Annotated in this window: 27 protein-coding genes and 1 pseudogene; 12 read left to right on the top strand and 16 right to left on the bottom strand. The window is 72.7% G+C overall.

Features of this window, described 5'->3' with window-relative positions; translation table 11 throughout:
- Positions 1 to 177: 177 nt before the first annotated feature.
- The 4 genes and pseudogenes from MKK70_RS25190 to phnG all read right to left on the bottom strand — a co-directional run.
- A pseudogene (locus MKK70_RS25190) lies at positions 178 to 1068 on the bottom strand (alpha-D-ribose 1-methylphosphonate 5-phosphate C-P-lyase PhnJ); the annotation flags it as partial.
- Positions 1065 to 2186, bottom strand: coding sequence for a carbon-phosphorus lyase complex subunit PhnI (locus MKK70_RS25185; protein WP_147844170.1), 1122 nt, complete (start codon positions 2184 to 2186; stop codon positions 1065 to 1067). The gene MKK70_RS25185 and the pseudogene MKK70_RS25190, both read right to left, overlap by 4 nt.
- A 4-nt stretch (positions 2187 to 2190) precedes the next feature.
- Entirely contained in the window at positions 2191 to 2808 is a 618-nt protein-coding gene (phnH, locus tag MKK70_RS25180; RefSeq protein ID WP_243950620.1) for a phosphonate C-P lyase system protein PhnH, read from the bottom strand.
- Positions 2808 to 3287, bottom strand: a complete 480-nt coding sequence (gene phnG / locus MKK70_RS25175) for a phosphonate C-P lyase system protein PhnG (RefSeq protein ID WP_279603797.1) — start codon at positions 3285 to 3287, stop codon at positions 2808 to 2810. The genes phnH and phnG overlap by 1 nt, the downstream gene beginning before the upstream one ends.
- Before the next feature lie 77 nt (positions 3288 to 3364).
- Between phnG and phnF the strand changes: the two genes are divergently transcribed.
- The gene (gene phnF / locus MKK70_RS25170) at positions 3365 to 4126 is read left to right on the top strand and encodes a phosphonate metabolism transcriptional regulator PhnF (RefSeq protein ID WP_243950618.1); all 762 of its coding nucleotides are present in this window, start codon (positions 3365 to 3367) and stop codon (positions 4124 to 4126) included.
- Positions 4127 to 4226: 100 nt separating this feature from the next.
- Here the strand turns inward: phnF and MKK70_RS25165 are convergent, their stop codons facing one another.
- Both MKK70_RS25165 and MKK70_RS25160 read right to left on the bottom strand, forming a co-directional pair.
- Positions 4227 to 4712, bottom strand: coding sequence for a type II toxin-antitoxin system YhaV family toxin (locus MKK70_RS25165; protein ID WP_243950616.1), 486 nt, complete (start codon positions 4710 to 4712; stop codon positions 4227 to 4229).
- A 3-nt stretch (positions 4713 to 4715) separates the two neighbouring features.
- Positions 4716 to 5042 carry a type II toxin-antitoxin system PrlF family antitoxin gene (locus MKK70_RS25160; RefSeq protein WP_147843792.1) on the bottom strand — a complete coding sequence of 109 codons (327 nt, stop codon included), beginning with the start codon at positions 5040 to 5042 and terminating at the stop codon, positions 4716 to 4718.
- Positions 5043 to 5242: 200 nt separating this feature from the next.
- Here MKK70_RS25160 and MKK70_RS25155 point away from each other — a divergent pair, with 200 nt between their 5' ends.
- A complete protein-coding gene (locus tag MKK70_RS25155; RefSeq protein ID WP_243938128.1) occupies positions 5243 to 6517 on the top strand; it encodes an NAD(P)/FAD-dependent oxidoreductase in 1275 nt (424 codons plus the stop codon).
- A gap of 16 nt (positions 6518 to 6533) precedes the next feature.
- On the opposite strand, the gene phnE (MKK70_RS25150) is transcribed toward MKK70_RS25155, so the two are convergent.
- The 7 genes from phnE (MKK70_RS25150) to MKK70_RS25120 form a co-directional block, all read right to left on the bottom strand.
- Positions 6534 to 7382 (bottom strand): phosphonate ABC transporter, permease protein PhnE, encoded by an 849-nt coding sequence (gene phnE / locus MKK70_RS25150; protein WP_147843794.1) that lies wholly within the window; start codon positions 7380 to 7382, stop codon positions 6534 to 6536.
- Positions 7379 to 8263, bottom strand: coding sequence for a phosphonate ABC transporter, permease protein PhnE (gene phnE, locus MKK70_RS25145; protein ID WP_243950614.1), 885 nt, complete (start codon positions 8261 to 8263; stop codon positions 7379 to 7381). Before phnE (MKK70_RS25145) ends, phnE (MKK70_RS25150) begins: the two co-directional genes overlap by 4 nt.
- A gap of 25 nt (positions 8264 to 8288) precedes the next feature.
- Entirely contained in the window at positions 8289 to 9224 is a 936-nt protein-coding gene (phnD, locus tag MKK70_RS25140; protein WP_243950726.1) for a phosphonate ABC transporter substrate-binding protein, read from the bottom strand.
- Positions 9225 to 9266: 42 nt separating this feature from the next.
- A complete protein-coding gene (gene phnC, locus MKK70_RS25135; protein ID WP_243950612.1) occupies positions 9267 to 10058 on the bottom strand; it encodes a phosphonate ABC transporter ATP-binding protein in 792 nt (263 codons plus the stop codon).
- 108 nt (positions 10059 to 10166) lie between these two features.
- A complete protein-coding gene (locus MKK70_RS25130; protein ID WP_243950610.1) occupies positions 10167 to 10832 on the bottom strand; it encodes a DUF1045 domain-containing protein in 666 nt (221 codons plus the stop codon).
- An 81-nt stretch (positions 10833 to 10913) separates the two neighbouring features.
- The gene (locus MKK70_RS25125) at positions 10914 to 11147 is read right to left on the bottom strand and encodes a hypothetical protein (protein ID WP_147844746.1); all 234 of its coding nucleotides are present in this window, start codon (positions 11145 to 11147) and stop codon (positions 10914 to 10916) included.
- A gap of 77 nt (positions 11148 to 11224) precedes the next feature.
- Complete coding sequence (locus tag MKK70_RS25120; protein WP_243938120.1) at positions 11225 to 11902, bottom strand: cysteine hydrolase family protein; 678 nt, start codon at positions 11900 to 11902, stop codon at positions 11225 to 11227.
- Positions 11903 to 12262: 360 nt separating this feature from the next.
- Between MKK70_RS25120 and MKK70_RS25115 the strand changes: the two genes are divergently transcribed.
- From MKK70_RS25115 to MKK70_RS25090, 6 genes are all read left to right on the top strand, one after another.
- Positions 12263 to 13267 (top strand): hypothetical protein, encoded by a 1005-nt coding sequence (locus MKK70_RS25115; RefSeq protein ID WP_147729244.1) that lies wholly within the window; start codon positions 12263 to 12265, stop codon positions 13265 to 13267.
- 49 nt (positions 13268 to 13316) lie between these two features.
- Entirely contained in the window at positions 13317 to 14699 is a 1383-nt protein-coding gene (locus MKK70_RS25110) for an 8-oxoguanine deaminase (protein WP_243950608.1), read from the top strand.
- Entirely contained in the window at positions 14699 to 16231 is a 1533-nt protein-coding gene (locus MKK70_RS25105; protein ID WP_243938116.1) for an ABC transporter ATP-binding protein, read from the top strand. The genes MKK70_RS25110 and MKK70_RS25105 overlap by 1 nt, the downstream gene beginning before the upstream one ends.
- 189 nt (positions 16232 to 16420) lie before the next feature.
- Positions 16421 to 17506 (top strand): ABC transporter permease, encoded by a 1086-nt coding sequence (locus MKK70_RS25100; protein WP_147859449.1) that lies wholly within the window; start codon positions 16421 to 16423, stop codon positions 17504 to 17506.
- A 27-nt stretch (positions 17507 to 17533) separates the two neighbouring features.
- Complete coding sequence (locus MKK70_RS25095; protein WP_243950606.1) at positions 17534 to 18460, top strand: ABC transporter permease; 927 nt, start codon at positions 17534 to 17536, stop codon at positions 18458 to 18460.
- A gap of 48 nt (positions 18461 to 18508) precedes the next feature.
- Complete coding sequence (locus MKK70_RS25090) at positions 18509 to 19567, top strand: BMP family ABC transporter substrate-binding protein (RefSeq protein ID WP_243950604.1); 1059 nt, start codon at positions 18509 to 18511, stop codon at positions 19565 to 19567.
- A gap of 49 nt (positions 19568 to 19616) precedes the next feature.
- Here MKK70_RS25090 and MKK70_RS25085 read toward each other — a convergent pair whose 3' ends face one another.
- The 3 genes from MKK70_RS25085 to uraD all read right to left on the bottom strand — a co-directional run bounded on the left by MKK70_RS25085 (position 19617) and on the right by uraD (position 21109).
- A complete protein-coding gene (locus tag MKK70_RS25085) occupies positions 19617 to 19877 on the bottom strand; it encodes a hypothetical protein (protein ID WP_147859448.1) in 261 nt (86 codons plus the stop codon).
- Positions 19878 to 19916: 39 nt separating this feature from the next.
- Positions 19917 to 20141 carry a hypothetical protein gene (locus MKK70_RS25080; protein ID WP_243950602.1) on the bottom strand — a complete coding sequence of 75 codons (225 nt, stop codon included), beginning with the start codon at positions 20139 to 20141 and terminating at the stop codon, positions 19917 to 19919.
- 83 nt (positions 20142 to 20224) lie between these two features.
- Entirely contained in the window at positions 20225 to 21109 is an 885-nt protein-coding gene (gene uraD / locus MKK70_RS25075) for a 2-oxo-4-hydroxy-4-carboxy-5-ureidoimidazoline decarboxylase (RefSeq protein WP_243950600.1), read from the bottom strand.
- Between the two features lie 181 nt (positions 21110 to 21290).
- On the opposite strand from uraD, the gene MKK70_RS25070 reads away from it, so the two are divergent.
- The 4 genes from MKK70_RS25070 (at position 21291) to MKK70_RS25055 (ending at position 25470) form a co-directional block, all read left to right on the top strand.
- Positions 21291 to 22691 carry a nucleobase:cation symporter-2 family protein gene (locus MKK70_RS25070; RefSeq protein WP_243950598.1) on the top strand — a complete coding sequence of 467 codons (1401 nt, stop codon included), beginning with the start codon at positions 21291 to 21293 and terminating at the stop codon, positions 22689 to 22691.
- Positions 22692 to 22770: 79 nt separating this feature from the next.
- Complete coding sequence (gene pucL, locus MKK70_RS25065) at positions 22771 to 23610, top strand: factor-independent urate hydroxylase (RefSeq protein ID WP_243950597.1); 840 nt, start codon at positions 22771 to 22773, stop codon at positions 23608 to 23610.
- A 303-nt stretch (positions 23611 to 23913) separates the two neighbouring features.
- Positions 23914 to 24177, top strand: a complete 264-nt coding sequence (locus MKK70_RS25060) for a hypothetical protein (protein ID WP_147728710.1) — start codon at positions 23914 to 23916, stop codon at positions 24175 to 24177.
- Between the two features lie 192 nt (positions 24178 to 24369).
- Positions 24370 to 25470: a BMP family ABC transporter substrate-binding protein gene (locus tag MKK70_RS25055; protein ID WP_147843347.1), complete on the top strand. Its 1101-nt coding sequence runs from the start codon at positions 24370 to 24372 to the stop codon at positions 25468 to 25470.
- Positions 25471 to 25591 lie beyond the last annotated feature (121 nt).

The raw sequence follows: 25591 nt of genomic DNA, 5'->3' as shown, positions 1-25591 counted from the left end.
CTTCCCTCCCCCCGGCGGATCTCGGACTTGCCCGAGATCCGCACACCGTGTGCCCAAGTCGGGCAGGCCCGACTTGGGTGCGGGGGAGGGTGGGCCTCGCGTGAGCGAGGGTCGGGAGAGGGGAGCGACAGTGCCGGATACCGCGCTCCCCTCTCCCGACCCGCTCCGCGGCTCCCCCTCCCCCGCAGAGGGGGGAGGGGGAGCCGCCGGCCCGAACCCGCACCGGCGCCGGTCCTCGCAATGATCGGTGTCGGAGCAGACGAACATCCGCCCGCCGGCATCGTCGAGGACGACCTCGTCGAGGTAGGCGTCGTCCGCCCCGCACAGGGCGCAGGGGCGGTCGAAGCGTTGGATTTGGAAGGGATGGTCCTCGAAGTCGAGGCTGCGCACCCGCGTGTAGGGCGGCACCGCGTAGATGCGCTTCTCGCGGCCGGCGCCGAAGAGCTGCAGGGCGGGGCAGTCGTCCATCTTCGGGTTGTCGAACTTCGGCGTCGGCGACGGGTCCATGACGTAGCGGCCCGCGACCTCGACGGGGTAGGCGTAGGTGGTGGCGATGTGGCCGTGGCGGGCGATGTCCTCGTAGAGCTTGACGTGCATCGGCCCGTACTCGGCGAGCGCGTGGAGCTGGCGTGTCTCGGTCTCGCGCGGCTCGAGGAAGCGCAGGGGCTCCGGGATCGGCACCTGGTAGACCAGGATCTGGCCCTCCCTCAGCGGCGCCTCCGGGATGCGGTGGCGGGTCTGGATCACCGTGGCCTCCACCGTCCGCGTGGTGGTGGCGATGCCGGCGGTGGCCGAGAAGAAGCGCCGGATCGAGACCGCGTTCGTGGTGTCGTCGGCGCCCTGGTCGATCACCTTGAGCACGTCGGACGCCCCCAGGATCGCGGCGGTGACCTGGACCCCGCCGGTGCCCCAGCCGTAGGGCATCGGCATCTCGCGGGCGGCGAAGGGCACCTGGTAGCCGGGGATCGCGATCGCCTTGAGGATCGCCCGGCGGATCATCCGCTTGGTGCCCTCGTCGAGGTAGGCGAAGTTGTAGCCGGTCTCCGGCCGCGCGGCGGGCGTGCTCATTCGGCGGCCTCCCGAAGTGCTTCGTCCGGCCCGGACTCTCCCGTCCGCGCGGCGGCGTGCTCGGCGCGCAGGCGGCGCAGCAGCTCCAGCTCGGCCTGGAAGTCGACGTAGTGTGGCAGCTTGAGGTGCTCGACGAAGCCCGTCGCCTGCAGGCTGTCGCAATGGGCGAGCACGAATTCCTGGTCCTGCGCCGGGGCGACCAGCGCCTCGCCGAGCTCGGCCGCGCGCAGCGATCGGTCGACCAGGGCCATCGCCATCGCCTTGCGCTCGCCCTGGCCGAAGACGAGCCCGTAGCCGCGGGTGAACCGGGGCGGGACGTCGCCGCCGCCGTGGAACTGGGCGAGCATCTGGCACTCGGTCATCGCCACGGCGCCGAGCTGCACCGGGAAGCCGAGCTCCTCGGGGACGAGCTCCAGCGCCACGGTGCCGAAGCGGACCTCGCCGACGAAGGGATGGGTGCGGCCGTAGCCGCGCTGCGTCGAGTAGGCCAGCGCCAGCACGAAGCCCTCGTCGCCCCGCGCCAGCGTCTGCAGCCGGACCGCACGGTCGGCCGGGTAGTCGACCGGCTCGCGGGTCAGGTCGCCGACGGGGGCGCCCTCGTCCCGGGGCGACGGCTCGATCAGGCCGGCCTCGCCGAGCAGGTCGGTCACGCGCGGGCAGGCGGCCGCGTCCGCGCCGGGCTCGGCCTCCGCGCCGGGCTCGGGCGCCATGCCCTCGGCGAGCGAGAAGTCGATCAGGCGATGGGTGTAGTCGAAGGTCGGGCCGAGCACCTGCCCGCCGGGCAGGTCCTTGAAGGTCGCCGAGACCCGGCGCGACACCGCCATCGCCCCGGTCTCCACCGGCAGGGTGGCGCCGAAGCGCGGCAGGGTGGTGCGGTAGGCGCGGACCAGGAACACCGCCTCGACGACGTCGCCGCGGGCCTGCTTGAGGGCGAGCGCGGCCAGATCCGGATCGTGGAGCGAGCCCTCGGTCATCACCCGGTCGACCAGCAGCCGCATCTGCTCGCGGATCTGCGCCACGGTGAGGTCGGGCACCGACGGGTCGCCCCGGCGCGTCTCGGCGAGCAGCCGGTGGGCGTTGTCGATCGCGGCCTCGCCGCCCTTCACCGCCACGTACATCGGTCTACGCCTCCGAAGGGACGGGCGAAGGGGCGGGCGAAGGGACGGGCCGCGACGAGCGCGGCAGCCCGGCGACGACGCCCGGCGCGGTGAGCACGAGGTCGAGCCCGCGCGGGAAGGCGGCGTGGTTCGCCGCAAGGCGCGCGGGCCAGTCCGCCGGCAGCGGCGCGGCGGCGAGCCGGATGCGGCCGCGGATGCCGGGGCCTTCGAAGGCGGCGCCATCCTCGGACAGGCGGTCGAGGGCTAGCACCAGGGTGGCGGAGGTGTCGGGATAGTCGGGCGAGCCCTGTGCGAACGCCGCGAAGGGTGGGCAGGCGGCAGGATCCGCGATCAGCGCGAAGGCCGCGTCGGCGGGCTCGGCGACGATCGGTGCGCCGGTGTGGAAGCGCAGGAACGCGGCCACCGCCGGGTTCGCGGCGAGCGGCGCGTCGAGCCAGACCGGCGTGTCGGCATCGGTCAGCGCCAGCGCGACGGCGGCGAGTTCCGGCGTGAGCGGGGCGGGCGGAGAAAGGTCGCTCGCGAACCGCCCGATGCGGCCCGGCCGGGCGAGCGCGTCCATCAGCGTGCGGAACGCCCCTTGCGCGTCGTGGACCGGGTCGGCGAAGCCGCGGGCGAGCGCCATCAATCCTCGCCCCGCGCCAGGGTGAAGAAGTTCACCCGGGTCGCCGCGATCTTTCGCGCCGCGGCGGCCGCTTCCGAGGCGCGGCGTTCGGCAATCCCCGCCAGGGCGGCCTCGACCGCCCCGCGCCGCGCCGGGTGCTGCCAATGCGCGTCGAGGATGGCGGCGAGCCGGGCGCGCGGACGGTCGCGGCCGAGATGGTAGGCGAAGCCGGTCTCGCCGCCGGGCAGGCGCACCGCCGCCCGGGTCACCGTCGCCTCGCCGACGTTGAAGGCGCGCCCGTCGCCGCCGATGCGGCCGCGCGCCATGACGAGGCCGGTCTCGGGCGCGCGCAGATCCTCGGCCTCGCAGGACAGCCCGGTCTCGGCGAGAACGGCCTCGAGCTCGGCGAGCGAGGCCGCCCCGGCACGCGCCATCGCGGCGCGACGGGCTTCGACCTCTGGCGTTGCCGGGTCGGGTGCTGTTTGGCTGGCGCGCGGCATTCGCGTTCGAAGGCCTCCGATTTGTCTATAGGTATAGATAAATCCAATCGTGGACGCAAGGGACGATGCGATCCGTCATGGACGAGGCGAGCGACACCCCGGTGACATCCGCCCGCGCCGGCCCCGTCGAGCGCGGCGCGGGCCTGGCCGCGTGGCGCCAGATCGCCGACGCGATCGGCGGCGCGATCGCGGGCGGCGAATTTCCGGCCGGCAGCCAGCTTCCCACCGAGGCGGCGCTGGCGGCCCGGTTCGGGGTGAACCGCCACACCGTGCGCCGCGCCCTCGGGACGCTGGCCGAGCGCGGCCTGGTGCGGGCGACGCAGGGGCGCGGCACCTTCGTCGAGCCGGGGCCGATCCCCTATCCGATCGGGCCGCGCACCCGGTTCTCCGAGATCGTCACCCGGGCCGGCCGCCAGGCCTGGGGCGACCTCGTCGCGGCGGCGACGGTGCCGGCGAGCCTCGAGACGGCGGAGGCCCTGGGGCTCGCGGCCGGCGATCCGGTGATCGAGATGCTGACCCTGCACCGGGCCGACGACGCCCCGATCTCGGCGGCGCGGATCGCCCTGCCGCTGCCGCGCTTCGCCGGCTTCGCCGAGGCCTACGCCGCCTCCGGCTCGATCACCCGCGCCTTCGCCGGGTTCGGCATCGCCGACTACACCCGCCTCTCGACGCGGATCGGGGCACGCGCCGCCACCGCGGAGGAGGCCAGCCGCCTCGACGTGGCGCCGGGGCGGACCCTGCTCACGGTCGCCAGCGTCAACGTCGACGCCGCCGGCGAACGCATCCTGGCCGCGGCCTCCGTGTTCGTCGCCGACCGGGTCGAGCTGGTGGTGGATTAGCGGCGATGCCGCCGGCCGCGACGAGGGACTGAACCGGGCCTGAGTGCCGCTCCTGCGCGCGAAGCGCCCGGCAGGGGCGCCCTTGCGGACCGTCGGTCGGCTATTTCGCTGCTGCGGTCTTCAGGCGCGCTTTCGGCGGCCCTGCGGACGCCGCCGCGAGCAACGTCGCCCAATCGTCGGGGGGATGGCCCATGTCGAGCATCCGCTCGAACACGGCATAGGCGTCGGTCTTCGCGCCGTGGGTGCGCAGCGTCTCCGCGTCGTTCACCCACGCATAGATCAGGATCCTGGTCCGGCTGTCGTAGCGGAAGAACGGGCGGAAGCGGCCGTTGCCGAACTTGGCCCGGAACCAATGCTTTCGGGACGCGCCGAGGGGGGCGCCCTGGCGGTACTCGGCCCGGGACGGGTCCTGCGGGACGGTCTCGAACATCAATCTCCGCAAGACCGCGAGCAGCTTCGCGTTGGCGGTCCTGCGGTACCCGTCCGGGTCGTCGGCCTCGGCCCTCTCCACGGCGGCGGTCAGCGTCTCGAGCTGGTCGAGCAGCAGCGGATGGGCGAAGATCGTCCACGCGCCGACGACCGTCATCGATCAGAGCGCCACGGGACCGTCGATGTCCGCGCCGGGATCGGCGTCGATCCCCTCGGCGAGGGCCGACATGCGCTCCATCAGATCGGCGGGGAAGGGCGTGATGGCCTGCGGCCGGCGCGCCATGTCCTGGGCGAGGAAGGCCAGGAATCCCTCGATCACGGGGTCCGCCTCCTCGACCTCGACGCGGGTGAGGCGCACGCCGCCCTCGTCGACGACGTAGGCGATCTCGCCGCCGTAGCTGACGCCCAGGGCCTGGCGCACGGCCTTCGGGACGGTCGTCTGGCCCTTCGCGGTGATCTTGCTGCGCTCTCGTACGAGGGGACCCATCGCGGCCTCGGCCGCTTGAGGTAAGGAATTTCCCTTCCCTCGTCGGCAGCCTTCGAAGCAAGCGCGTCGCGGCGCAAGGCGACGCCTCATGCTCCCCGGCATGGGCAGGGCCGCCGAGGGCGGCGTTGCTCGCAGGTGCCCGGGTTGACTACTGACCCCGGATGCGAGGCGCACGCGCCCCCCGGCAGGATACGCAACCCATGACCGAGCCATCGGCCCGCCACGTCGTGATCATCGGTTCGGGGGCGGTCGGGACCGTGAGCGCGCTCGAATGCCTGCGCGCCGGCCATCGCGTCACGGTGGTCGATCCGGGCGTGCCCGGCGGGGAGCAGGCGTCGAGCTACGGCAATGCCGGCTGGCTCTCGTCGCACTCGGTGATCCCGCCGGCGGAGCCCGGCATCTGGAAGCGCGTGCCGTCCTACCTCGCCGACCCGCTCGGGCCGCTGGCCATCCGCTGGCGCTACCTGCCCCGGGTGCTGCCCTGGCTGGTGCGCTACATCTGGGCGGCGCGCACCGGGCGGCAGATCACCGAGACGGCGCGGGCGATGCGCACCCTGCTGGCGGATGCGCCCCGCCTCCATGCCGGCCTCGCCGAGGAGGCCGGCCTCGGCCACCTGATCGAGCGGCGCGGCCTGCTGCACGTCTATCCCGACCGGGCGGCCTTCGCGGCCGACGCCGCGGCCTGGGCGATCCGCCGCGCGGTCGGCGTGCGATGGCTCGAGCTCTCGGCCGACGAGCTGCGCCAGCGCGAGCCGACCCTGCATCGCCGCTACACCTTCGGGGTGATGGTCGAGGAGGCGGGCCATTGCCGCGACCCGGGCGGCTACGTCGCCGGGCTCGCCGACCTCGCCCGCGCCCGCGGCGCGACCTACGCCCGCACCCGCGCCACCGGGTTCCGCCTCGACGCGGGTCGGCTCGTCGCGGTGGAGACCGAGGCCGGCGCGATCCCGTGCGACCGGGCGGTGGTCGCCGCCGGCGCCCGCTCGGGCGCGCTGACCGCGAGCCTCGGCGACCGGCTGCCGCTGGAGAGCGAGCGCGGCTACCACGTGATGATCGCCGGCGCCGAGGCGGGGCCGCGCACCCCGGTGATGGCCTCGGACGCCAAGATGGTGGTCAACGCCATGGACGGCGGCCTGCGCGCGGCGGGCCAGGTCGAGTTCGCCGGGCTCGACGCGGCGCCGAACTGGAAGCGCGCCGAGATCCTGCGCGACCACCTGACCGGCATGTTCCCGGACCTGCCCGCGACCGTGCCGGCCGAGCGGATCCGGATGTGGCTCGGCCATCGCCCGAGCATGCCGGACGGGCGGCCCTGCATCGGCCGCGCCCGCCGCACCGGGGACGTGGTCTACGCCTTCGGCCACGGCCATGTCGGCCTCGTCGGGTCGGCGCGCACCGGGCGCCTCGTCGCCCAGCTCGTCGGCGGCGAGGCGCCCGAGATCCCGCTGGCGCCGTTCGACCCCGGCCGCTTCCTGTAAGAAGGCGGCACCCGGCCTATCGCGCCGGCCCGCCGATCAGCGCCCGGCGCAGCCGGCCGGACACGGCGTCGATCGCCGCCACGGCGACGAGGATCATCAGCACGAGGCAGGCGACCTGCTGCAGCTCGAGCACCCGGATCAACTCGCTCAGGTACTGGCCGATGCCGCCCGCGCCGACGATGCCGATGATCGTCGCCGATCGGGTGTTCGATTCGAAGAAGTACAGCACCTGGCTGCCGAGCACCGGCAGGACGGCGGGCACGAGGCCGAAGCGGATGCGGTGGAGCGCGCCGCCGCCGGAGGCCGCGACGCCCTCGCCGTCGCGGCGATCGACGGTCTCGACCGCCTCCGAGAACAGCTTGCCGAGCGCCCCGACGTCGGAGCAGGCGATGGCCAGCGCACCGGCGAACGGCCCGAGCCCGACGACGTTGATCCAGACCAGCGCCCAGATCAGCACGTCGACCGAGCGGACCACGTCGAGGCCGCGGCGCACCGCGAAATGCGCGAACGGGTTCGGCACCACGTTCCGGGCCGCGAGCAGCGCCAGCGGGAAGGCGACCAGCGCCGCGGCCAGCGTCCCGAGGAAGGCGATGGCCAGGGTCTCGCCGAGCGCGTGCAGGAAATCGGGGAAGCGGCCGCCGGCCGAGGGCGGCAGCATCATCAGCGAGAACTCGGCGAGCCGCCCGAGGCCGCTCACGATGCGGGTGGCCGAGAAGTCGAGGCGCACCATCGCGAACGCCGCGAGCCCGAGGAGGGCGGCCAGGGTCGCGAGCGTCGCGAGCCGCGCGCCCCACGCGGTCCGGAACGCGTCGGGGTGGCGCCGGCGCAGGGCGGCGACGTCCACGGGACGCGGCGGCCGGCTCATCGCGCGCCCTCCGCCCCGATGAGGTGGTGGCGCAGCCGCTCGGTGCCGAGGTCGATCGCCATCACCGTCGCGACGATCATCAGGAGGATCGCGCTCACGTCCGCGTCGTAGAAGTTGCGGATCGCCACCAGCAGCTCCTGGCCGATGCCGCCGGCGCCGACGAAGCCCATCACCCCGGCGCCGCGCACGTTGATCTCGAAGCGGAGCAGCCCGTAGGAGGCGAAGCTCGACAGCACCTGCGGCAGCACCGCGAAGCGGATCGCCTGGATCCGCGAGGCGCCCGATGCGGTCAGCCCCTCGACCGGCCTCATGTCGATGTTCTCGACCACCTCGGAGAACAGCTTGCCGAGCGCCCCCGTGGTGTGGAGGGCGAGCGCCAGCACGCCCACCATCGGGCCGAGGCCGAAGGCGATGACGAAGAGCAGGGCGAACACGATCTCGGGCACCGTGCGCAGGACCTCGAGGGCGCGGCGCGTCAGGAAGCGGCCGGCGCGGGTGCGGGCGAGGTTCGCGGCCGCGCCGAAGCACAGCAGGAAGGCGCCGACGCCGCCGAGCAGCGTGCCGAGATAGGCCATCAGCAGGGTCTCGCCGAGGAGCGCCGCCCATTTCGGCAGGCCCCAGTACCATTCGGCGAGGTCGCCGCGCAGGTCGGCGAGGGTCAGGTGCGGCAGGATGCGGCCGAGATAGGCGGTGAGGTTGCCGATGTTGTCGGCGAGCACCATTGGCCGCACCTCGGCCATCAGGCCCGACAGGACCAGCAGCCCGGCGACGACCGCGAGGAATGCCAGGCTCCGCCGCCGGGTCGACGCGACCGCGCGCCCGTAGGCCTCGGCCAGGGCCGCCGCCCGCTCGGGCGGCAGCGGCGCGATCCGCCCGCTCACGGCGGCGACCCGTCCGGTCCCGGGATCAGGACTTGCGGCGCTGCGCGTCGTTGAACTTCAGCATCTCGATGATCGGCTGGTAATCCTCCAGCGTCACCGGGGTGAGGCCGAGGTCCTTGCCGTCGGAGAGGCGGTCGAAGGCGGCCTTGTCGGCGGTCGGCAAAGCGACGAAGGCCTCGACGATCTTGCGCTTCAGGTCGGCGGGCAGGCTCGACAGCATCGCGAACGGGCCCTCGGGCAGGAACGCGGACTTGAAGACGATGCGGAAGTCGGACGGGCTCAGCGGCGTGCCGTCGGGCTTCTTCAGCATACCCTTGGCGGCCATGCGGGTGACGACGGAATCGGTCTCGGAGTTCCACAGGTTGGCGGCGGCGTCGGCCGTGCCCTGGGTCAGCGCCAGCACCGCGTTCTCGTGGCTGCCGGCGTAGACGGTCTTGCCGAACAGCGCGTCGACGTCGTGGCCGCTCTTGTTGAGGAAGAAGCGCGGGGCCTGGTTGCCGGAGGTCGAGTTCGGGTCGACCAGGGCGAGGTTCCTGCCCTTCAGGTCCGCGATCGTCCGGTACGGGCTGTCGGCGCGCACGTAGAGCACCGAGTAGTAGCCCGAGGCGCCGTTATCGTGCTTCTGGTTGACGATCGGGTCGATCTTCACCCCCGTCATCACCGCGCGGGCGAACGAGGCCGGGCCGTAGAAGGCGATCTGGATGTTGCCGGCGCGCTGGCCCTCGATCACCGCGGCGTAGTCGTTGGCGACCCGCAGCTTCACCGGCACCCCGAGCGCCTTGGTGAGGTAGGCGGCGAGCGGCGCGTAGCGGTCGGTGGTGCCCGTGGCGTTCTCGACGGGAATCGCGCCGAGGGTGATCTCGGGCACCGTCGCCTTCCAATCCTGAGCCAGGGCGGGCTGCAGGGCGAGCGCGGCCAGGCCGCCCGCGAGGGCGCCGACGAGGGTGCGACGGTCGAGCATCATCATCTCCGGGAAGGGGCGTGGCACGGGGTTCGTCCGGGGTCAGGCGACGAGGGCGGCGGGCTCGACCGCGTGCGGCGCCCGGTCCATCACCTCGCCGGCCTCCAGGCCGTAGAGCTGCTTGGCGACGTCCTCGGTGAGGTCGAAGGCGCCGCCGTCGAACACCACGCGGCCGTCGGCGAGGCCGACGAGCCGGTCGCAATAGGCGCGGGCGAGGTCGAGCGAGTGCAGGTTGCACAGCACGGTGATGCCGAGGCGCCGGTTGGCGTCGGCGAGCGCATCCATCACCAGCTTGGTGTTGCGCGGGTCCAGCGAGGCCACCGGCTCGTCGGCGAGGATGATGTCGGGCTCCTGCACCAGCGCGCGGGCGATCGCGACCCGCTGCTGCTGCCCGCCCGAGAGCTGGTCGGCGCGGTGGGCGGAAAAGCCCGCCATGTCGAACGCCTCGAGCGCCGCGAGCGCCCGCGCCCGGTCCTCGGCCGGCCACAGCTTCAGGAGCGCGCGGTGGCTCGGGGCGTGGGCGAGGCGCCCCATCAGCACGTTGGTCAGCACGTCGAGGCGGCCGACCAGGTTGAACTGCTGGAACACCATGGCGCAGCGGGCGCGCCAGCGGCGCAGGTCGCGCCCCCGGAGCGCGGTGACGTCGAGCCCGTCGAACAGGATCCGCCCGGCCGAGGGCTCGGCGAGGCGGTTGAGCATGCGCAGGAAGGTCGACTTGCCGGCGCCCGAGCGCCCGATCACCCCGACGAAGCTGCCCGGCTCGATCCGCAGCGAGATCCGGTCGACCGCGAGGCGCGGTCCGTAGCGCCGCGTGAGGCTATCGACGATGAGCATGCGTGCCGTCCGCCGCGAGGGATGCGCCGGTAGACCCGTCGCGCGCGACGATAGGATGACAGCCGCGCCGCGACCCGTGGTTTCATCGTGAACGGGCGCGCCGTGCGGCTACGCAGCGAACGGGATCCGGCGCAGGAGGCGGAACGGCGCCGCGCCGTCCTGGCGCAGCAGCGTGATCGCGTCGATCGTCAGCGACGTCGGCGGGCAGGCCGCCGCGAGGCGGGCGCGCCAGGTTTCGCGGGCGTCGCCGGCGAGGCGGCCGGTCAGGGTCATGTGGAAGCGGAAGGCCTCGAAGACGTGGGGATAGCCCCAGCGGTCGAGGAGCGCGCGGCGGCGCGCGTCGAGGCGCTCCGGCTGGCGGCGCGCCCGCTCGGCCGGGGTGAGGCCGGCCCGGAACGGGTCGAGGGCGGCGACGCACTCGGCCGCGAGCAGGCCAAGCCCGGGCGGCGGCGCGGTGGGCACCAGGGCGACGAAGTCCCCGAGCAGGGTCACCGCGAGGGGCCCGACCGCCAGGGGCGCGCGGGGCTGCGCCAGCGCCGCGCAGGCCGCGAGGAGGTCGCCCTCGGTCCGGCCCGCGGCGAGGCGCATCGGCGCCTTCAGCGTCGCGTGGAAGCCGTAGACCCGCGGCGCCGCGGTGACGACGGCGAGCGCCGCGCGCGCGGCCGCGTCCCATCCGGGCAGGTGCGCATCGCCGAGGACCGCCTCGCCGAAGGCGGCGAGCGCCGATCCGGGCTCCGGCGTGACGTAGAGCGCGTAGCGTGTCGGGACGTCCACCGGGGCACTCGCTTCGGGCGTGGATCGGTCACGGCCCGGCGCGGATAGAACCCGATCGCCCGCTCGGCAAGGCGCGGCCGCTCAGCCCCGCGGGATCGGGCGGTTGCGGCAGGCGGCGCGATATTGCTGCCGGCTCAGGCCGCGCATGTTGCGGCGGTCGGCTTCCTGGGTGCAGGCGATCTTGCGGTCGGCCTTGTTGAGGCTCTTCGTGCCGCTCGACGGGACGTCGGTCGGCGCGGGCGCGGTGTAGGATTGCGCGAGGCCCGACGTCGTCAGCAACGCGAGACACAGGGTGCTTGCCAAGACCGTACGCATCCAACGAACTCCTGCTTCATCTGTCGCGCTCGCCGGGCAATAACCGGGCCAAGCTTGGCGGCTCGGGGCGTGGTCGATCATGCGGTGCGGCCGGCGGCGATCGCGGCGACGACGCGGTGCGAATCCGACACCCATCCGAAGATGCCGCCCTGCGCCACGATCATCGCGAGGCCGGCCGCGTGGAAGGCCGGGATGTACGAGCCGCAAGCATCCGACACCACGAGGCAGCGGTAGCCGCGGTCGTTGGCCTCGCGCACGGTGGTGTGGACGCAGACCTCGGTGGTGACGCCGCAGACGAGCAGCGTGGCGACGCTGCGCGCGGCCAGGATCTCGGCCAGGTCGGTGGCGTAGAACGCGCCCTTGCCCGGCTTGTCGACCACCGGCTCGCCGGGGGCGGGCGCGAGGTCGGCGACGATGTCGTGGCCGGGCTCGCCGCGGATCAGGATGCGCCCCATCGGCCCGGGCGCGCCGATGCGGGCGGACGGCGTGCCGCGGGCGATCTTGGCGGCGGGCGCGTCCGACAGGTCGGGGCGATGCCCTTCGCGGGTGTGGACCACGAGGAGGCCGGCCCGCCGCGCCGCCGCCAGCAGCGCCTGCGCCGGCGGCACGGCGGCGGCGAGCAGCGAGACGTCGTTGCCGAGGCTCTCGCCGAAGCCGCCGGGCTCCAGGAAATCGCGCTGCATGTCGATGATCACCAGCGCCGTCGTCGCCAGGTCGATCGCCAGCGGGCCCGGCTCGGCATCCACGGTCACCATCGGCGCGAATCTCCCGTCCTGCGGCCGGCTCGGCGGCGCACGACGCGACGATGTCGGGCGATGGCGCGGAATGCATCCGCAAATACTGCCCGACATTGCTCGAATGTTGTGCGCATGCTGCCGACGTCATGGGCGGTGGCGCGTTCGTCGGCGGACGACGCGCCGCCGGAGGTGGGAGCCCGGCCGCCGCGTCGCGCGTTTCAGGGTCGCCGCCGCCGCACCCGTCGGAGCGGGCGCCTGCGCTCGGCCGGCAAACCTGTTGCCGAATTATGACTCGGCCGCCGCCTCTCGCCCAGGTGGCACGCGCTGGCATATCGGTTGCTGCCTGCTCACCGGATTTTCGGCACGGAGAGGGCAGACATGATCGCTCGGGGACTCGTTGCAGCGGCCATGTCGCTCGGTCTGGTGGGATACGGCGCGGCGGCCGATCTCGACGCGAAGAAGGACAAGGCGCCCGTCGAGGCGCCGGCCAAGGAAGCGCCGTTCTTCCTCTTCGCCGACACGCAGTTCAGCTATCGCTACCAGTTCCCGACCGTGTCGCCGGGCGTCCAGATCCAGAAGGCCGACGGCTCGTTCGTCAGCCGCGAGGCGCCCAAGCAGATCTACAACATCTCGCATGCCGACGCCTGGGCCTACGGCACGAACTTCTTCTCGCTCGACATCCTCAAGTCGGGGTCGCAATTCCCGGCCGGCACCACGAACCCGCCCGGCAGCGTCGGCGCGCCGTTCTTCGCCGATTACGGCAACACCGAAGCCTACGGCCTCTATCGCGGCACCCTGAGCCTCAACGCGCTGACCAACTCCAAGGCGTTCACGCTGCCGGGCATCGTCAAGGACATCTCCCTCGCCTTCGGCTTCGACGCGAACTCGCAGAACGACGCGTTCGGCTCGAAGAAGCGCGACGTGGTCGGCGGCCTCAACTTCTCCTTCGACGTGCCGGCCGGGTTCCTGAACCTGTCTGTCCACGCCTACAAGGAGTGGAACCGCAACGGCTTCAACCTGCAGCCCGATCGCGACCAGAGCTTCGACGTGGTGCCGGAATTCGAGGTGGTCTACAATTTCCCCCTCGCCTTCACCAACCTGCCGCTGAGCCTGACCGGCTTCAACAACATCGTGCTGCCCAAGGGCCGCGGCGTGCAGAACGTGGCCGACTTCGCCTTCAACCCGAAGCGCGGCCTCGAATTCCTGTCGCGCACCAACCTGGTGCTCGACGTGGGCAAGCTGATCTACGACCAGCCCAACAAGGTCGACGCCTTCATCGGCTTCCAGTACTGGCTGAACAAGTTCGGCAACGTCGAGACGGCGACGTTCAAGGGCACGGAAGAGAAGAGCTTCCTCGCCGGCGTCGCGTTCCACATCTTCTGATCGCCGGTTGGATCGCCGATCGCACGACCGTGACGGGATGGGAGACGGCATGACGGGATCCGACGCCAGGCCCCGAGGGGACGAAACGCTCCGGCGCCTGTGGATTCGCGATCCGCTGGCGATCCTCGCCGAGGGCGCCGGCGGCGGCATCGTGGTCGAGGGCAGCCGCATCGTCGAGCGCGTGGCGGCCGGCGCGCAGCCCGCCGCGCCGGTGGACGAGACCTTCGACGCGTCGCGCCACGTCGTCATCCCCGGGCTGATCAACACCCACCACCACTTCTTCCAGACGCTGACGCGGGCCCACCCGCTGGCGATCAACAAGCCGCTGTTCCCGTGGCTGAAGGCGCTCTACACGGTCTGGGACAAGATCACCCCCGATGCGTTCCGGCTCGCGACGCGGCTCGCCTACACCGAGCTGCTGCTCTCCGGCTGCACCACGGCGGGGGACCACCACTACCTCTACCCGAAGGGGCTCGAGGATTCCGTCGACGTGCAGGTCGACGAGGCGCGCAGCCTCGGCATCCGCGCCTTCGTCACCCGCGGCTCGATGAGCCTGTCGGAGAAGGACGGCGGCCTGCCGCCCGAATGCCTGACGCAGGACGACGACACCATCCTCGCCGACAGCGAGCGGGTGCTGAACCTGTTCCACGACGCGAAGCCCGGCGCGATGGTGCGGATCGGGCTGGCGCCGTGCTCGCCCTTCAACGTCACCAAGCGGCTGATGCGCGAGAGCGCGGCGCTCGCCGACCGCCACGACTGCCAGCTCCACACCCATCTCGGCGAGACGCTGGACGAGGACGCCTACTGCCTGGAGATGTTCGGCCAGCGGCCGGTCGACTACCTCGAGGAGGTCGGCTGGATGAGCCCGCGGGCCTGGCTCGCGCACGGCATCCACTTCAACGACGACGAGGTGCGCCGGCTCGGCAAGGCCGGCGTCGGCGTCTGCCACTGCCCGACCTCGAACATGACGCTGGCCTCGGGCCAGTGCCGCACCTGCGAGCTGGAGGCGGCGGGCGCGCCGGTGGGCCTCGGCGTCGACGGCTCGGCCTCGAACGACAGCTCCAACCTGATGGAGGGCGTGCGCCACGCCCTGATGATCAACCGCCTGACCTACGGCGCCGAAGCGGTGACGCATCTCGACGCCCTGCGCTGGGCGACCGAGGGCTCGGCCCGCTGCCTCGGGCGCGACGACATCGGCCGGATCGAGCCGGGCCGCGAGGCCGACCTCGCGCTGTTCACCCTCGACGCGCTGCGCTTCTCCGGCGCGCACGATCCGCTGGCCGCGCTCGTGCTGTGCGGCGCGCACCGCGCCGACCGGGTGATGGTCGCGGGCCGGTGGCGGGTGGTCGACGGAAACCCCGTCGGCATGGACACGCGGAAGCTGCGCGAGGACCACGGCCGGCTCGCCCTCAGCCTCCTCGGCGGCGCCTGATGGCGGCCGTGCCGTCGCCCGCCGCCGGCACCGCGCCGCTCTACGGGGCCTACGGCATCGTCAAGCGCTTCGGCGACTTCAAGGCCAACGACGGCGTCGACCTCGAGATCCGCGCCGGCGAGATCCACGCGCTGCTCGGCGAGAACGGCGCCGGCAAGTCGACCCTGATGAAGATCCTCTACGGGCTGCTGGAGCCGACGGAGGGCGTCGTCACCCACAAGGGCGACATCGTGCAGCTGCCCGACCCCGAGGCGGCGCGCGCCATCGGCATCGGGATGGTGTTTCAGCACTTCTCGCTCTGCGAGAACCTGACGGTGGCCGAGAACATCGCCCTCGTCATGCCGAAGACCCTCTCGGGCAGGGCGCTTGCCGAGCGGATCGCCGCGCTCGGGGCGGCCTACGGCCTGCACCTCGATCCCGCCCGGCCGGTCTGGTCGCTCTCGGCCGGGGAGCGCCAGCGCATCGAGATCGTGCGCTGCCTGCTGCAGGACCCGCGCCTCGTCATCCTCGACGAGCCGACCTCGGTGCTGACGCCGGGCGAGGCGGAGCAGCTGTTCTCCGTGCTGGAGCGGCTGCGCGACGAGGGCCGGGCGCTGCTCTACATCTCGCACCGGCTCGACGAGGTGCGGCGCCTGTGCACCCGCGCCACCATCCTGCGCCACGGGCGCGTCGTCGGCGCCTGCGATCCGCAGGGGGAGAGCGCCCGCTCGCTCGCGGCCCTGATGGTCGGGGCGCAGGTCGGCGCGGTGACCGGCCGAGCCGGCGCCGCGCTCGGCCCGCCGCGCCTCGTCCTCGATCGCCTGTCCCTGCCGGCGCCCGGCCTGCACGGCACCGCGCTCGCCGACATCCGCCTCACCGTCCGGGGCGGCGAGATCCTCGGCGTGGCCGGCGTTGCCGGCAACGGGCAGGCGGAGTTCTTCTCCGCGCTCTCGGGCGAGACCGCCGCGGCGCGGGCCGAGGCGGTCGTCGTCGACGGCGCGGCCGTCGGGCGGCTCGATATCAACGCGCGGCGCCGGCGCGGCGCGGCCTTCGTGCCCGAGGAGCGCAACGGCCACGCGGCCGCCCCGGGCATGAGCCTGTCCGAGAACGCGGTGCTCTCGCGCCACGCCACCGCGCCGCTCGCGCGCTTCGGCCTGCTCCGGCGCGGGGCGGCACGCGCGCTCGCGGCCGCCGTGATCGCGGCCTTCGACGTGCGCAAGGCCGGCCCTGACCCCGCCGCCGGCACCCTGTCGGGCGGGAACCTGCAGAAGTTCGTCGTCGGGCGCGAGATCCAGGCGGAGCCCGGCGTTCTGGTGGTCAACCAGCCGACCTGGGGCGTCGACGCCTCGGCCGCCGCCCGCATCCGCCAGGCGCTGATCGATCTCGCCGCCCGCGGCGCCGCGCTGCTGGTGATCAGCCAGGACCTCGACGAGCTGTTCGAGATCGCGAGCCGGATCGCGGTGCTGCATGCCGGCACCCTCTCCGAGCCGGTCCCGGCGGGCGAGACGACCCGCGAGGCGGTGGGCTTGCTGATGGGCGGATCGCATGCGTGAAGCTGCGGCGTTCTTCCCTTCCCCTGAGGCGGGGGAGGGTACCCTGCGCAGCAGGGGGGGAGAGGGGAGCGCCGTATCCGGCACCGTCGCTCCCCTCTCCCGACCCTCGCTGACGCGAGGCCCGCCCTCCCCCGCAGAGGGGGGAGGGAGGAGCCGCCCGCGATTCTTTCCGACTGTTCAGAGCCTCCCATGCGCCTCGATCTGAGCCCGCGCGCCCGGCGCTCGGCCGTGCTCTCGGCGCTGTCGCCGGTCATCGCCTTCGCCGGCGCCGTGCTCGTCGGCGGGATCGCGGTGGCTTTGCTCGGCGTCGCGCCGGGGGCCGCGTTCACGACCTACTTCGTCATCCCGCTGAGCGAGGTGTGGTCGCTGCAGGAGGTGGCGCTGAAGGCGGCGCCGCTCGCGCTGGTCGCCACGGGGCTGGCCTTCTGCTTCCGGGCGAGCCTGTGGAACATCGGCGCCGAGGGCCAGTTCGTGGTCGGCGGCCTGGCCGGCGGCTGGATCGGCGTCGCGACGCAAGGGGCGGAGGGCTTCACGGCCTGGATCCTGCCGACGATGCTGGCCGCCGGCACGCTGGCGGGCCTCGCCTACGCGATGATCCCGGCGCTCCTGAAGGTCCGCCTCGGCGTCTCGGAGATCCTGACCAGCCTGATGCTGGTCTACGTCGCGGAGCTGCTGCTCGACTACATGGCCCGCGGGCCGTTGCGCGATCCGGCGGGCTTCAACTTTCCGCAGAGCGTGCCGTTCGATCCGGCGGCGCGGCTGCCCTACCTGATGGAGGGCGACACGCTGCATGCCGGCGTGCTCATCGCGCTCGCCGCCGTGATCGTCGCGACGCTCGTCCTCGCCCGGACGCTGTTCGGCTTCGAGGTCCGCGTCGTCGGCGCCGCGCCGCGCGCGGCGCGGTTCGCGGGCTTCAGCGACGCGCGCCTGACGCTCGCCGTCTTCGCGATCTCGGGGGCGGCGGCCGGGCTCGCCGGCATCTGCGAGGTGGCCGGCAAGATCGGCCAGCTGCAGCCGACGATCTCGCCGGGCTACGGCTTCACCGCGATCATCGTCGCCTTCCTCGGGCGGCTGTCCCCCCCGGGAATCCTGGTCGCCGCCGGGGTGATCGCGCTGACCACGATCGGCGGCGAGTCGGCCCAGATCGACCTGAAGCTGCCGCTCGACCTCACCCGCGCGTTCCAGGGGCTGCTGCTCGCCTTCGTGCTCGGGGCGGACGTGCTCGCCCGCTACCGCGTCCGGCTCGTGCCGGGCGGCCCCCGGCGGACCGCGTGAGGCGCCGGGCAAGGTGAGAAGGCGGCCATGACCCTCGACATCGTCCAGATGGTGCTCGTCACCGTGCTGACCGCGGCCACGCCCCTGATCCTGGCCGCCATCGGCGAGCTGGTGGCGGAGCGCTCCGGGGTGCTCAACCTCGGCACCGAGGGGATGATGGTGCTCGGCGCCGCCGCCGGCTTCGCGGTCGCCACCGAGACGGGCTCGACGCTCGCCGGCGCGCTCGGCGGCGCCGGCGCCGGGCTCGCGCTGTCGGGGCTGTTCGCGATCCTCACGGTCGGGCTCGCCGCCAACCAGGTCGCCTCGGGCCTCGCCCTGACGATCCTCGGCCTCGGGCTCTCGGGCCTCGTCGGCACCGGCTACGTCGGGATGAAGCGCGATCCGGCGCCCCACCTCCACCTGGCGGGGCTGAGCGACCTGCCGGTCGTCGGCGACCTGCTCTTCGGGCAGGACGCCTTCGTCTACGTCGCGGTCGCCCTGGTGATCGGGGTGTGGTGGTTCCTCGGCCGGAGCCGCGCCGGGCTGGTCCTGCGCGCCATCGGCGACGACCACACCGCGACGCACGCGCTCGGCCTGCCGGTGCGCAAGGTCCGCGTCCTCGCGGTCCTGTTCGGGGGCGCCTGCGCCGGGCTCGCCGGCGCCTACCTGTCGCTCGCCTACACCCCGTTCTGGTCGCCGGGGATGACCGCCGGGCGCGGCTGGATCGCCCTGGCGCTGGTGGTGTTCGCCTCGTGGCGCCCGCTGCGGGTGGCCGCCGGGGCGCTGCTGTTCGGCGGCGCGACGGTGCTCCAGCTCCACGCCCAGGCCGCGGGCCTCGGCCTGCCGGGGCAGGCGCTGTCGGCGCTGCCCTACGTTGCGACGATCCTGGCCCTGGTCTTGCTGTCCCTCGGGCGGCGCCAGGGCGGCTCGCTGGCGCCCGCCGCCCTGGGCCGCGAATTCACGCCCCACCGCTAGAAGGCGGGGGCCATGTTGGGGGTATCGACCTTGGGGACATCGACGACCATGCGGACGATCACCGGCGCCATCCTGGCGGCTCTTCTGCTCGCACCCGCCGCGCGGGCCGACGACAAGCTCAAGGTCGGCTTCGTCTATGTCGGCCCGGTGGCCGATTACGGCTATTCCTACCAGCACGACCTCAGCCGCAAGGCGCTCGAGGCGGCGATGCCCGGCAAGGTCGAGACCACGTTTCTCGAGAGCGTGCCCGAGGCCGACAGCGAGCGCTCGATCGAGAAGCTGGCGCGCTCGGGCGCCAAGCTGATCTTCACCACCTCGTTCGGCTTCATGGAGCCGACCCTGAAGGTCGCCAAGAAATTCCCCACCGTGAAGTTCGAGCACGCCACGGGATACAAGCGCAGCGCCAACGTCTCGACCTACTCGGCCCGCTTCTACGAGGGCCGCTACGTCTGCGGAAAGATCGCCGGCACGCTCTCGAAGTCCGGCACGGTCGGCTATATCGCCTCGTTCCCGATCCCCGAGGTGGTGAGCGGCATCAACGCCTTCATGCTGGGCGCGCAGTCGGTGAACCCCAACATCAAGCTCAAGATCGTCTGGGTGAACACCTGGTTCGACCCGGGCAAGGAGGCGGAGGCCGCCAAGGCCCTGCTCGCGCAGGGCGCCGACATCCTGACCCAGCACACCGATTCCGCGGCCCCGCTGCAGGAGGCCGAGAAGGCCGGCAAGCTCGCCTTCGGCCAGTCCTCGGACCAGTTCCGCTTCGCCCCGAAGGCGCAGCTGACCTCGATCACCGACGACTGGGACGGCTACGTGATCGGCGAGGCCAAGGCGGTGCTCAACGGCTCGTGGAAGAGCCACGACACCTGGGGCGGCATCAAGGACGGCATGGTCGTGCTCGCGCCCTTCACCAACATGCCGGACAACGTGAAGGCGATGGCCGAGGAGACCAAGGCCGGCATCGTGTCGGGCAAGGTCCACCCCTTCGCCGGCCCGGTGACGAAGCAGGACGGCACGGTCGCGGTGAAGGCGGGCGAGGACGCGCCCGACCCGATGATCCTCGGCATGAACTGGTACGTGAAGGGCATCGACGACAAGCTGCCGCAGTAGCGGGCCGCCGTCTCCGGCGCGCGAGCGGGGGGCCGCCCGCGCGTCCGGTTCAGTAGCGGGGCCGCGGCGGCACGTCGTCCCGGCGCGGCGGCGCCTCCGTCGTGACGCCGCCCGCCGGCGGCGGAACCGCCACCGCGTCGCCGTCGCGGACGGCGTTCATCTCGTTCTGTGGGCCCGCGCGCCCTTCGGTGCCGCCGGGCGCCGTCGCGGGGTCGAGCCCCGCAGGGGCGCCCGTCGACTGGGCGAAGGCGGAGCCGCCGAGGCCGAGGCCGGCGGCGAGGGTCAGGGCCGTGAGGGTGGCGAGGCGCATCGATGGGATCTCCGTGATCGCGTGAGGGGCGCGGGCGGCTCAGCGCCGGTGGCGGCGGTGGTGGCGCATCCGGCGCCGGCCGTAGGCGTCGCCGCTGCGGATCGCCTCCATCCGGTTGCGCGCCCCGGCCTTGCCGATCGTGCCGCCCGGGGCGGTCGCGGCGACGCGCCCGGCGGGGGCGCCGACGGACTGGGCCGAGGCCGCGCCGGCCAGGCCGCAGCCGAGGCAGAGCGAGAGGATCAGGACTTGGGCGGAACGCAGCATGGCGGCTCCTCGTGGGATCTGCGCCGACAACGCGCGAACCCCGCCGCGGTGCGCCCCAGGAAGACGATTTTCCGCGGTGCGGCTCAACTTCCGCGATAGGTCTGGAAGCTCCACGGCGTCGCCACCAGCGGCACGTGGTAGTGCCCCTCCGGCTCCGCGACGCCGAAGCGCAGCGGAACGACGTCGAGGAAGGGCGGCTCGGCGAGCGGAAGCCCGAGCCGGCGGTAATGGTCGCCGAGGGCGAAGCGCAGCTCGTAGACCGCGATCGGCACCGGCCGGCCGCCGACGAGCGGCGCGTCGGTGCGCCCGTCGGCATTGGTCACGGCCCGCGCCACCAGGGCCCTCTCGGTCTCCGAGACGATCTCGTGGAGGCTCACCGCGACGCCGGCCGCCGGGCGCCCGCTCACCGTATCGAGCACGTGCGTCGAGATCCGCCCCGTCGTCCTGAGCGGCCCCTCGCCGGAGACCAGCGCGTTCAGGCGGATCGCGGCGATGCGGAGGACCTCGGCCTCGGCGGTCCGCCGCTCGGTCGCGGCGTCGGACTCGAGACGCGCCGCGAAGGCGGCGAGCAGCGCGGCGCGCCCGTGCCGCTTGACGCACAGGATGAAGGGCAGGCCGAATTTCGCGCGGTAGGCCGCGTTGAGCGCTTCGAAGCGCGCGTATTCCGCGTCCGACATCCGGTCGAGCCCGGCCGCCGCCTGCTCGGCGATCGAATCGGGGGCGATGGCGCCGTCGCGCGCCGCGCGGCCCGCCAGCTCGGGATGGCCCGCCAGCAGCGCGAGGCGCGCCGTGTCGGGCGCCGTCTCCACCGCGGCGCGCATCGCGCCGTACAGCGCCTCGACGGTGGCGAAGGGCCGTGCGGCGGCCGCCCGCTGCGCCACCCAGGGCGCGTGCTCGAACACCGCGCCGAGGGCGGCGACGAAGTCGGCCTCCGCCATCGCGTTCAGGTCGGCCAGGGGAATCGTCATCGGGCCTCGCGCGTCGGGTCTCGCGGCCGAGGGTAGCAGGCAACGGGCCAAGCGGCGCGTCCGTTGGGCGGGTCGGCCGCGCGATCGCCCGCCCCTGCGGGGCCTGCGCTGGCACATGCCTTGCGCGAGGATCTGTCCTCGGCAGCCGGACCGATCCGGCGGCCTGCTGGAGCGTTCGCCGATGTCGAGCACGGCCCACCCGGATGTCCTGCCCGAGAGCGGTCCGGTGCCGCTCGGGCCCGCCACCGCGCCGGTCGCCCGGGTCGGCGCCCTCGCGCTCGGGCTCCTCGGCCTCCAGCACGTGCTGGTGATGTATGCCGGCGCCGTCGCGGTGCCGCTGATCGTCGGGCGCGCCCTGAAGCTGGCGCCGGAGCAGGTGGCGATGCTGGTGAGCGCCGACCTGTTCGCCGGCGGCCTCGCCACCCTGGTGCAGAGCTGGGGCCTGCCCGGCATCGGCATCCGCATGCCGGTGATGATGGGCGTGACCTTCGCCGCCGTCACGCCGATGATCGCCATGGGCGCGAGCCCGGAGATCGGGCTCACCGGCATCTACGGCGCGGTGATCGCCGCCGGGCTGTTCGCGTTCCTGGTGGCGCCGCTCGTCGGGCGGCTGCTGCCGCTGTTCCCGCCGGTGGTCACCGGCACGATCATTCTCGTCATCGGCATCTCGCTGATGCGCGTCGGCGTGAACTGGGCGGCCGGCGGGGTCGGCAACCCGAGCTACGGCGCGCCGGTCTTCCTCGGGATCGCCGCCTTCGTGCTCTGCGTGATCCTGGCGATCACCCGCTACGGCACCGGCTTCGTCGCCTCCGCCTCGGTGCTGATCGGGATCGTCGTCGGCACGCTCGTGGCCGGCGTCTTCGGGCTGGTCGACCTCTCGCACGTGGCCGCCGCCGGGTGGTTCGACGTGGTGCGCCCCTTCGCCTTCGGGCTGCCGACCTTCGACCCGGTCTCGGTGGTGACGCTGTGCATCGTGATGATCGTGGTGATGATCGAGTCGACCGGCATGTTCCTGGCGCTCGCCGAGATCTGCGCCGACCCGGTCGACGAGAGGCGCCTGACCAAGGGCCTGCGCGGCGACGGGCTCGGCACGATCATCGGCGGCGTGTTCAACACGTTTCCCTACACCTCGTTCTCGCAGAACATCGGCCTCGTCGGCGTCACCGGCGTGCGCACCCGCTACGTCGCCGTGGTCGGCGGCGTGATCATGCTCGGGCTCGGGTTGATCCCGAAGCTCGCAGCCCTGGTCGAGGCGGTGCCGCAATGCGTGCTCGGCGGCGCCGGCCTCGTGATGTTCGGCATGGTCGGCGCCACCGGGGCGCGCATCCTCGGGGCGGTCGACTTCGCCCGCAACCGCAACAACCTGTTCATCGTCGCGGTCTCGGTCGGCTTCGGGATGATCCCGCTCGTCGCGCCGAACTTCTTCAAGCAGATGCCGCACGCGCTGCATCCGCTGCTCGAATCCGGCATCCTGCTCTGCGCGATCGCCGCGGTGGTCCTCAACCTGTTCTTCAACGGCCTCGGCAGCACGGCCGACGCCCGCGACGCGGCCCTGCGCCAGGCCGCGGCCTCCGAGCACTGACGCCCGTCGCGGGATCGCGTCCGTCCGCGCGATCCGGCGAAGACGCTCCGACGAACCTCCACCCGAACCGGAGACCTCCATGCCGCTCATCGCCTCGACCTACGGCAAGGGCCGCGTCCGGGTCATGCGGTTGACCCGCGAGGGCGACCACCACACCCCGCGCGAGCTCACCCTCACCGTGCTGATGAAGGGCGCCTTCGACGCCGCCTGGACCGCGGGCGACAACCGCGCCTGCGTCGCCACCGACAGCGTCAAGAACATCGTCAACGTCACCGCGGCCAAGAACCTGTCCCTCGACAAGGAAGCCTTCGTCGAGGCGGTTGCGGCGGTGTTCCTCGACACCTATCCCCAGATCGAGGAGGTCACGATCGAGGGGCTGGAGACGCGCTGGCTCCGCTACGCCGTCGCGGGCGAGCCGCACGGCCACACCTTCACGCTGGACGCCAACGGCACCGGCTTCGTCCGGCTCGTTGCGAGCCGGCGCGCGCGCGCGCTGCAATCGGGCCTGCGCAACTTCACCTTCATGAAGACCACGCAATCGGGCTGGTCCGACTTCGTCGACGACGGCTACCGCACCCTGCCCGACACCACCGACCGCATCGCCGCCACCGCCATGGACGCGACCTGGACCTGGACGCGGCCGCCGGCCGGTTACGCCGCCGCCAACGCCGACATCCTCACCCACCTGCTCACCGTGTTCGGCACCACCTACAGCCTTGGCGTGCAGGACAGCATGTACCGGATGGGTGAGACGGTGCTGGCCGCGATTCCCGAGGTCGGCGAGATCGGGTTCGCCATGCCGAACAAGCATTACATCCCGATCAACCTGGCGCCGTTCGGGCTTGCGAACGCCAACACCGTGTTCCTGCCGACCGACGAGCCGCACGGGCAGATCGTGGCGACCATCGGCCGGGGCTAGCCCGGCACCCGCAGCGACGAGCCGGGTGCCGAACCGCACGCTCCGCGAAAGAAGCGTGCCATATGCCGAATAACAGGGCAGCGGCGACCGATCGCTCTGTTAAGTATCTGATTAAATGCGCCTTTTAATCTTAGAGTTCGGCTGGGCCGGCCCGTTCGATCCGCCCGCGGCGGGTATTCCCTGGAAATCAGGCTAAAACTTCAGCATTCACGGCCCTTTCTAAAGGCAGGTCTGGTGAAAATCTAGGTCCGAGAGCGTCGGCGACCACGGGGTCGCCGACCGATCGAACCTCGGATGCCTCCCATGACCGCACGCCTGATCCTCGCCGCCTCCCTCGGGCTCGCCCTGTCCACCACCGCCTTCGCCCAGAGCTACAACGCGCCCGCCGGCATCCCGCCCGCGCTCGCGCCCGGCGGCCTCGAAGGCCGCGCCGCCATCCCGAACGCCCTCGACGCCGCGGGCCGCACCCCGCGTGGCGACGCGCGGAGCGTCTACGGGGTCGACGACGGCCTCGTCACCGGTTCGCTGCGCGACGGGCGCGACGCGCGGGCCTATCGCAGCCGCTGAGGCCGGTCCGAACGCCGCCACGAGCTTTGCCGAAAAGATTCGCAGTGGCAGGACTGATTTTAGGCGCCTGATCCAAGTCGATCAGGCGTCGCGCTGAGCCGCGACGACGCCGACGATGCCGAAAATCTCGGCTTCGCCGGTGTTGCGGCCAAGCCTAGACTTCGCCCCGCATTCGGGACGGAGCAGACGGCCTTGGCAGATCATTCGCTTTCGCGCAGGCACCTCCTCGGGGGCGCCGCCGCGCTCGCGCTGACGCCCCTCTCGCGGGCGCGCGCCGCCGGCACGCTCACCGCCGGCTTCATCTATGTCGGGCCGAAGGACGATTACGGCTACAACCAGGCCCACGCCCTCGCCGCGAAGGCCCTGAAGGGCATGCCCGGCCTGGAGGTCACGGAGGAGGAGCGCGTCCCCGAGACCAACGCGGTCGAGAAGACCATGGAGAGCATGATCAACCTCGACGGGGCGACGCTGCTGCTCCCGACCTCGTTCGGCTACTACAGCCCCTACATGGTCGCCGAGGCCAAGAAGAACCCCAAGATCCAGTTCCGGCACTGCGGCGGCCTGTGGACCGACAAGGACCCGAAGAACGCCGGCTCCTATTTCGGCTACATCGCGCAGGGGCAGTACCTCAACGGCATCGCCGCCGGGCACGCCACCAAGTCGAAGAAGCTCGGCTTCGTCGCCGCCAAGCCGATCCCGCAGGTCCTCAACAACATCAACGCCTTCCTGCTCGGCGCTCAGAGCGTCGACCCGTCGATCACCTGCCAGGTGATCTTCACCGGCGAGTGGTCGCTCGCGGTCAAGGAGGCCGAGGCGACCAACGCGCTGATCGACGGCGGCGCCGACGTCGTCACCTGCCACGTCGACAGCCCGAAGGTGACGGTGGAGACCGCCGCCCGCCGGGGCGCCTTCGTCTGCGGCTACCACGTCGACCAGTCGCCGCTGGCGCCGCAGAAGTACCTCACCGGGGCGGAGTGGAACTGGCTGCCGATCTACAAGGGCTTCGTCGAGGCGATGCAGGCCGGCAAGGTGCCGGAGAACTTCGTCCGCGGCGGCCTCGCCGACGGCTACGTCAAGATGAGCCCCTACGGCCCGGGCGTCAGCGACGCGGCGCGCAAGAACGCGGACGCGGTCAAGGCCGAGATGATGAAGGGCGGCTACCAGATCATCAAGGGACCGCTCAAGGACAATGCGGGCAAGGAGATCCTCGCCGCCGGAAAGGGCTACCCCGAGAAGGCGGCCGAGCTGGAAAGCACGAACTACTTGGTCGCGGGCGTGAAGGGCTCGGTCTGAGGCACGGTTCGACGCTCTCCCTCCCCCGCAGAGGGGGAGGGAAGGGGCGGCGAAGGCTTGCACCGGCCCGGTTGCGGGGCTGGCACGCTTCCTGCCGCACGCGTCGCAGGATGGTGGAACC

The organism is Methylobacterium sp. E-041, assembly GCF_022829665.1.
GTDB lineage: Bacteria > Pseudomonadota > Alphaproteobacteria > Rhizobiales > Beijerinckiaceae > Methylobacterium.
The sequence above is the reverse complement of the archived record's forward strand: the minus strand, read 5'-3'. Positions and strand labels throughout refer to the sequence as shown.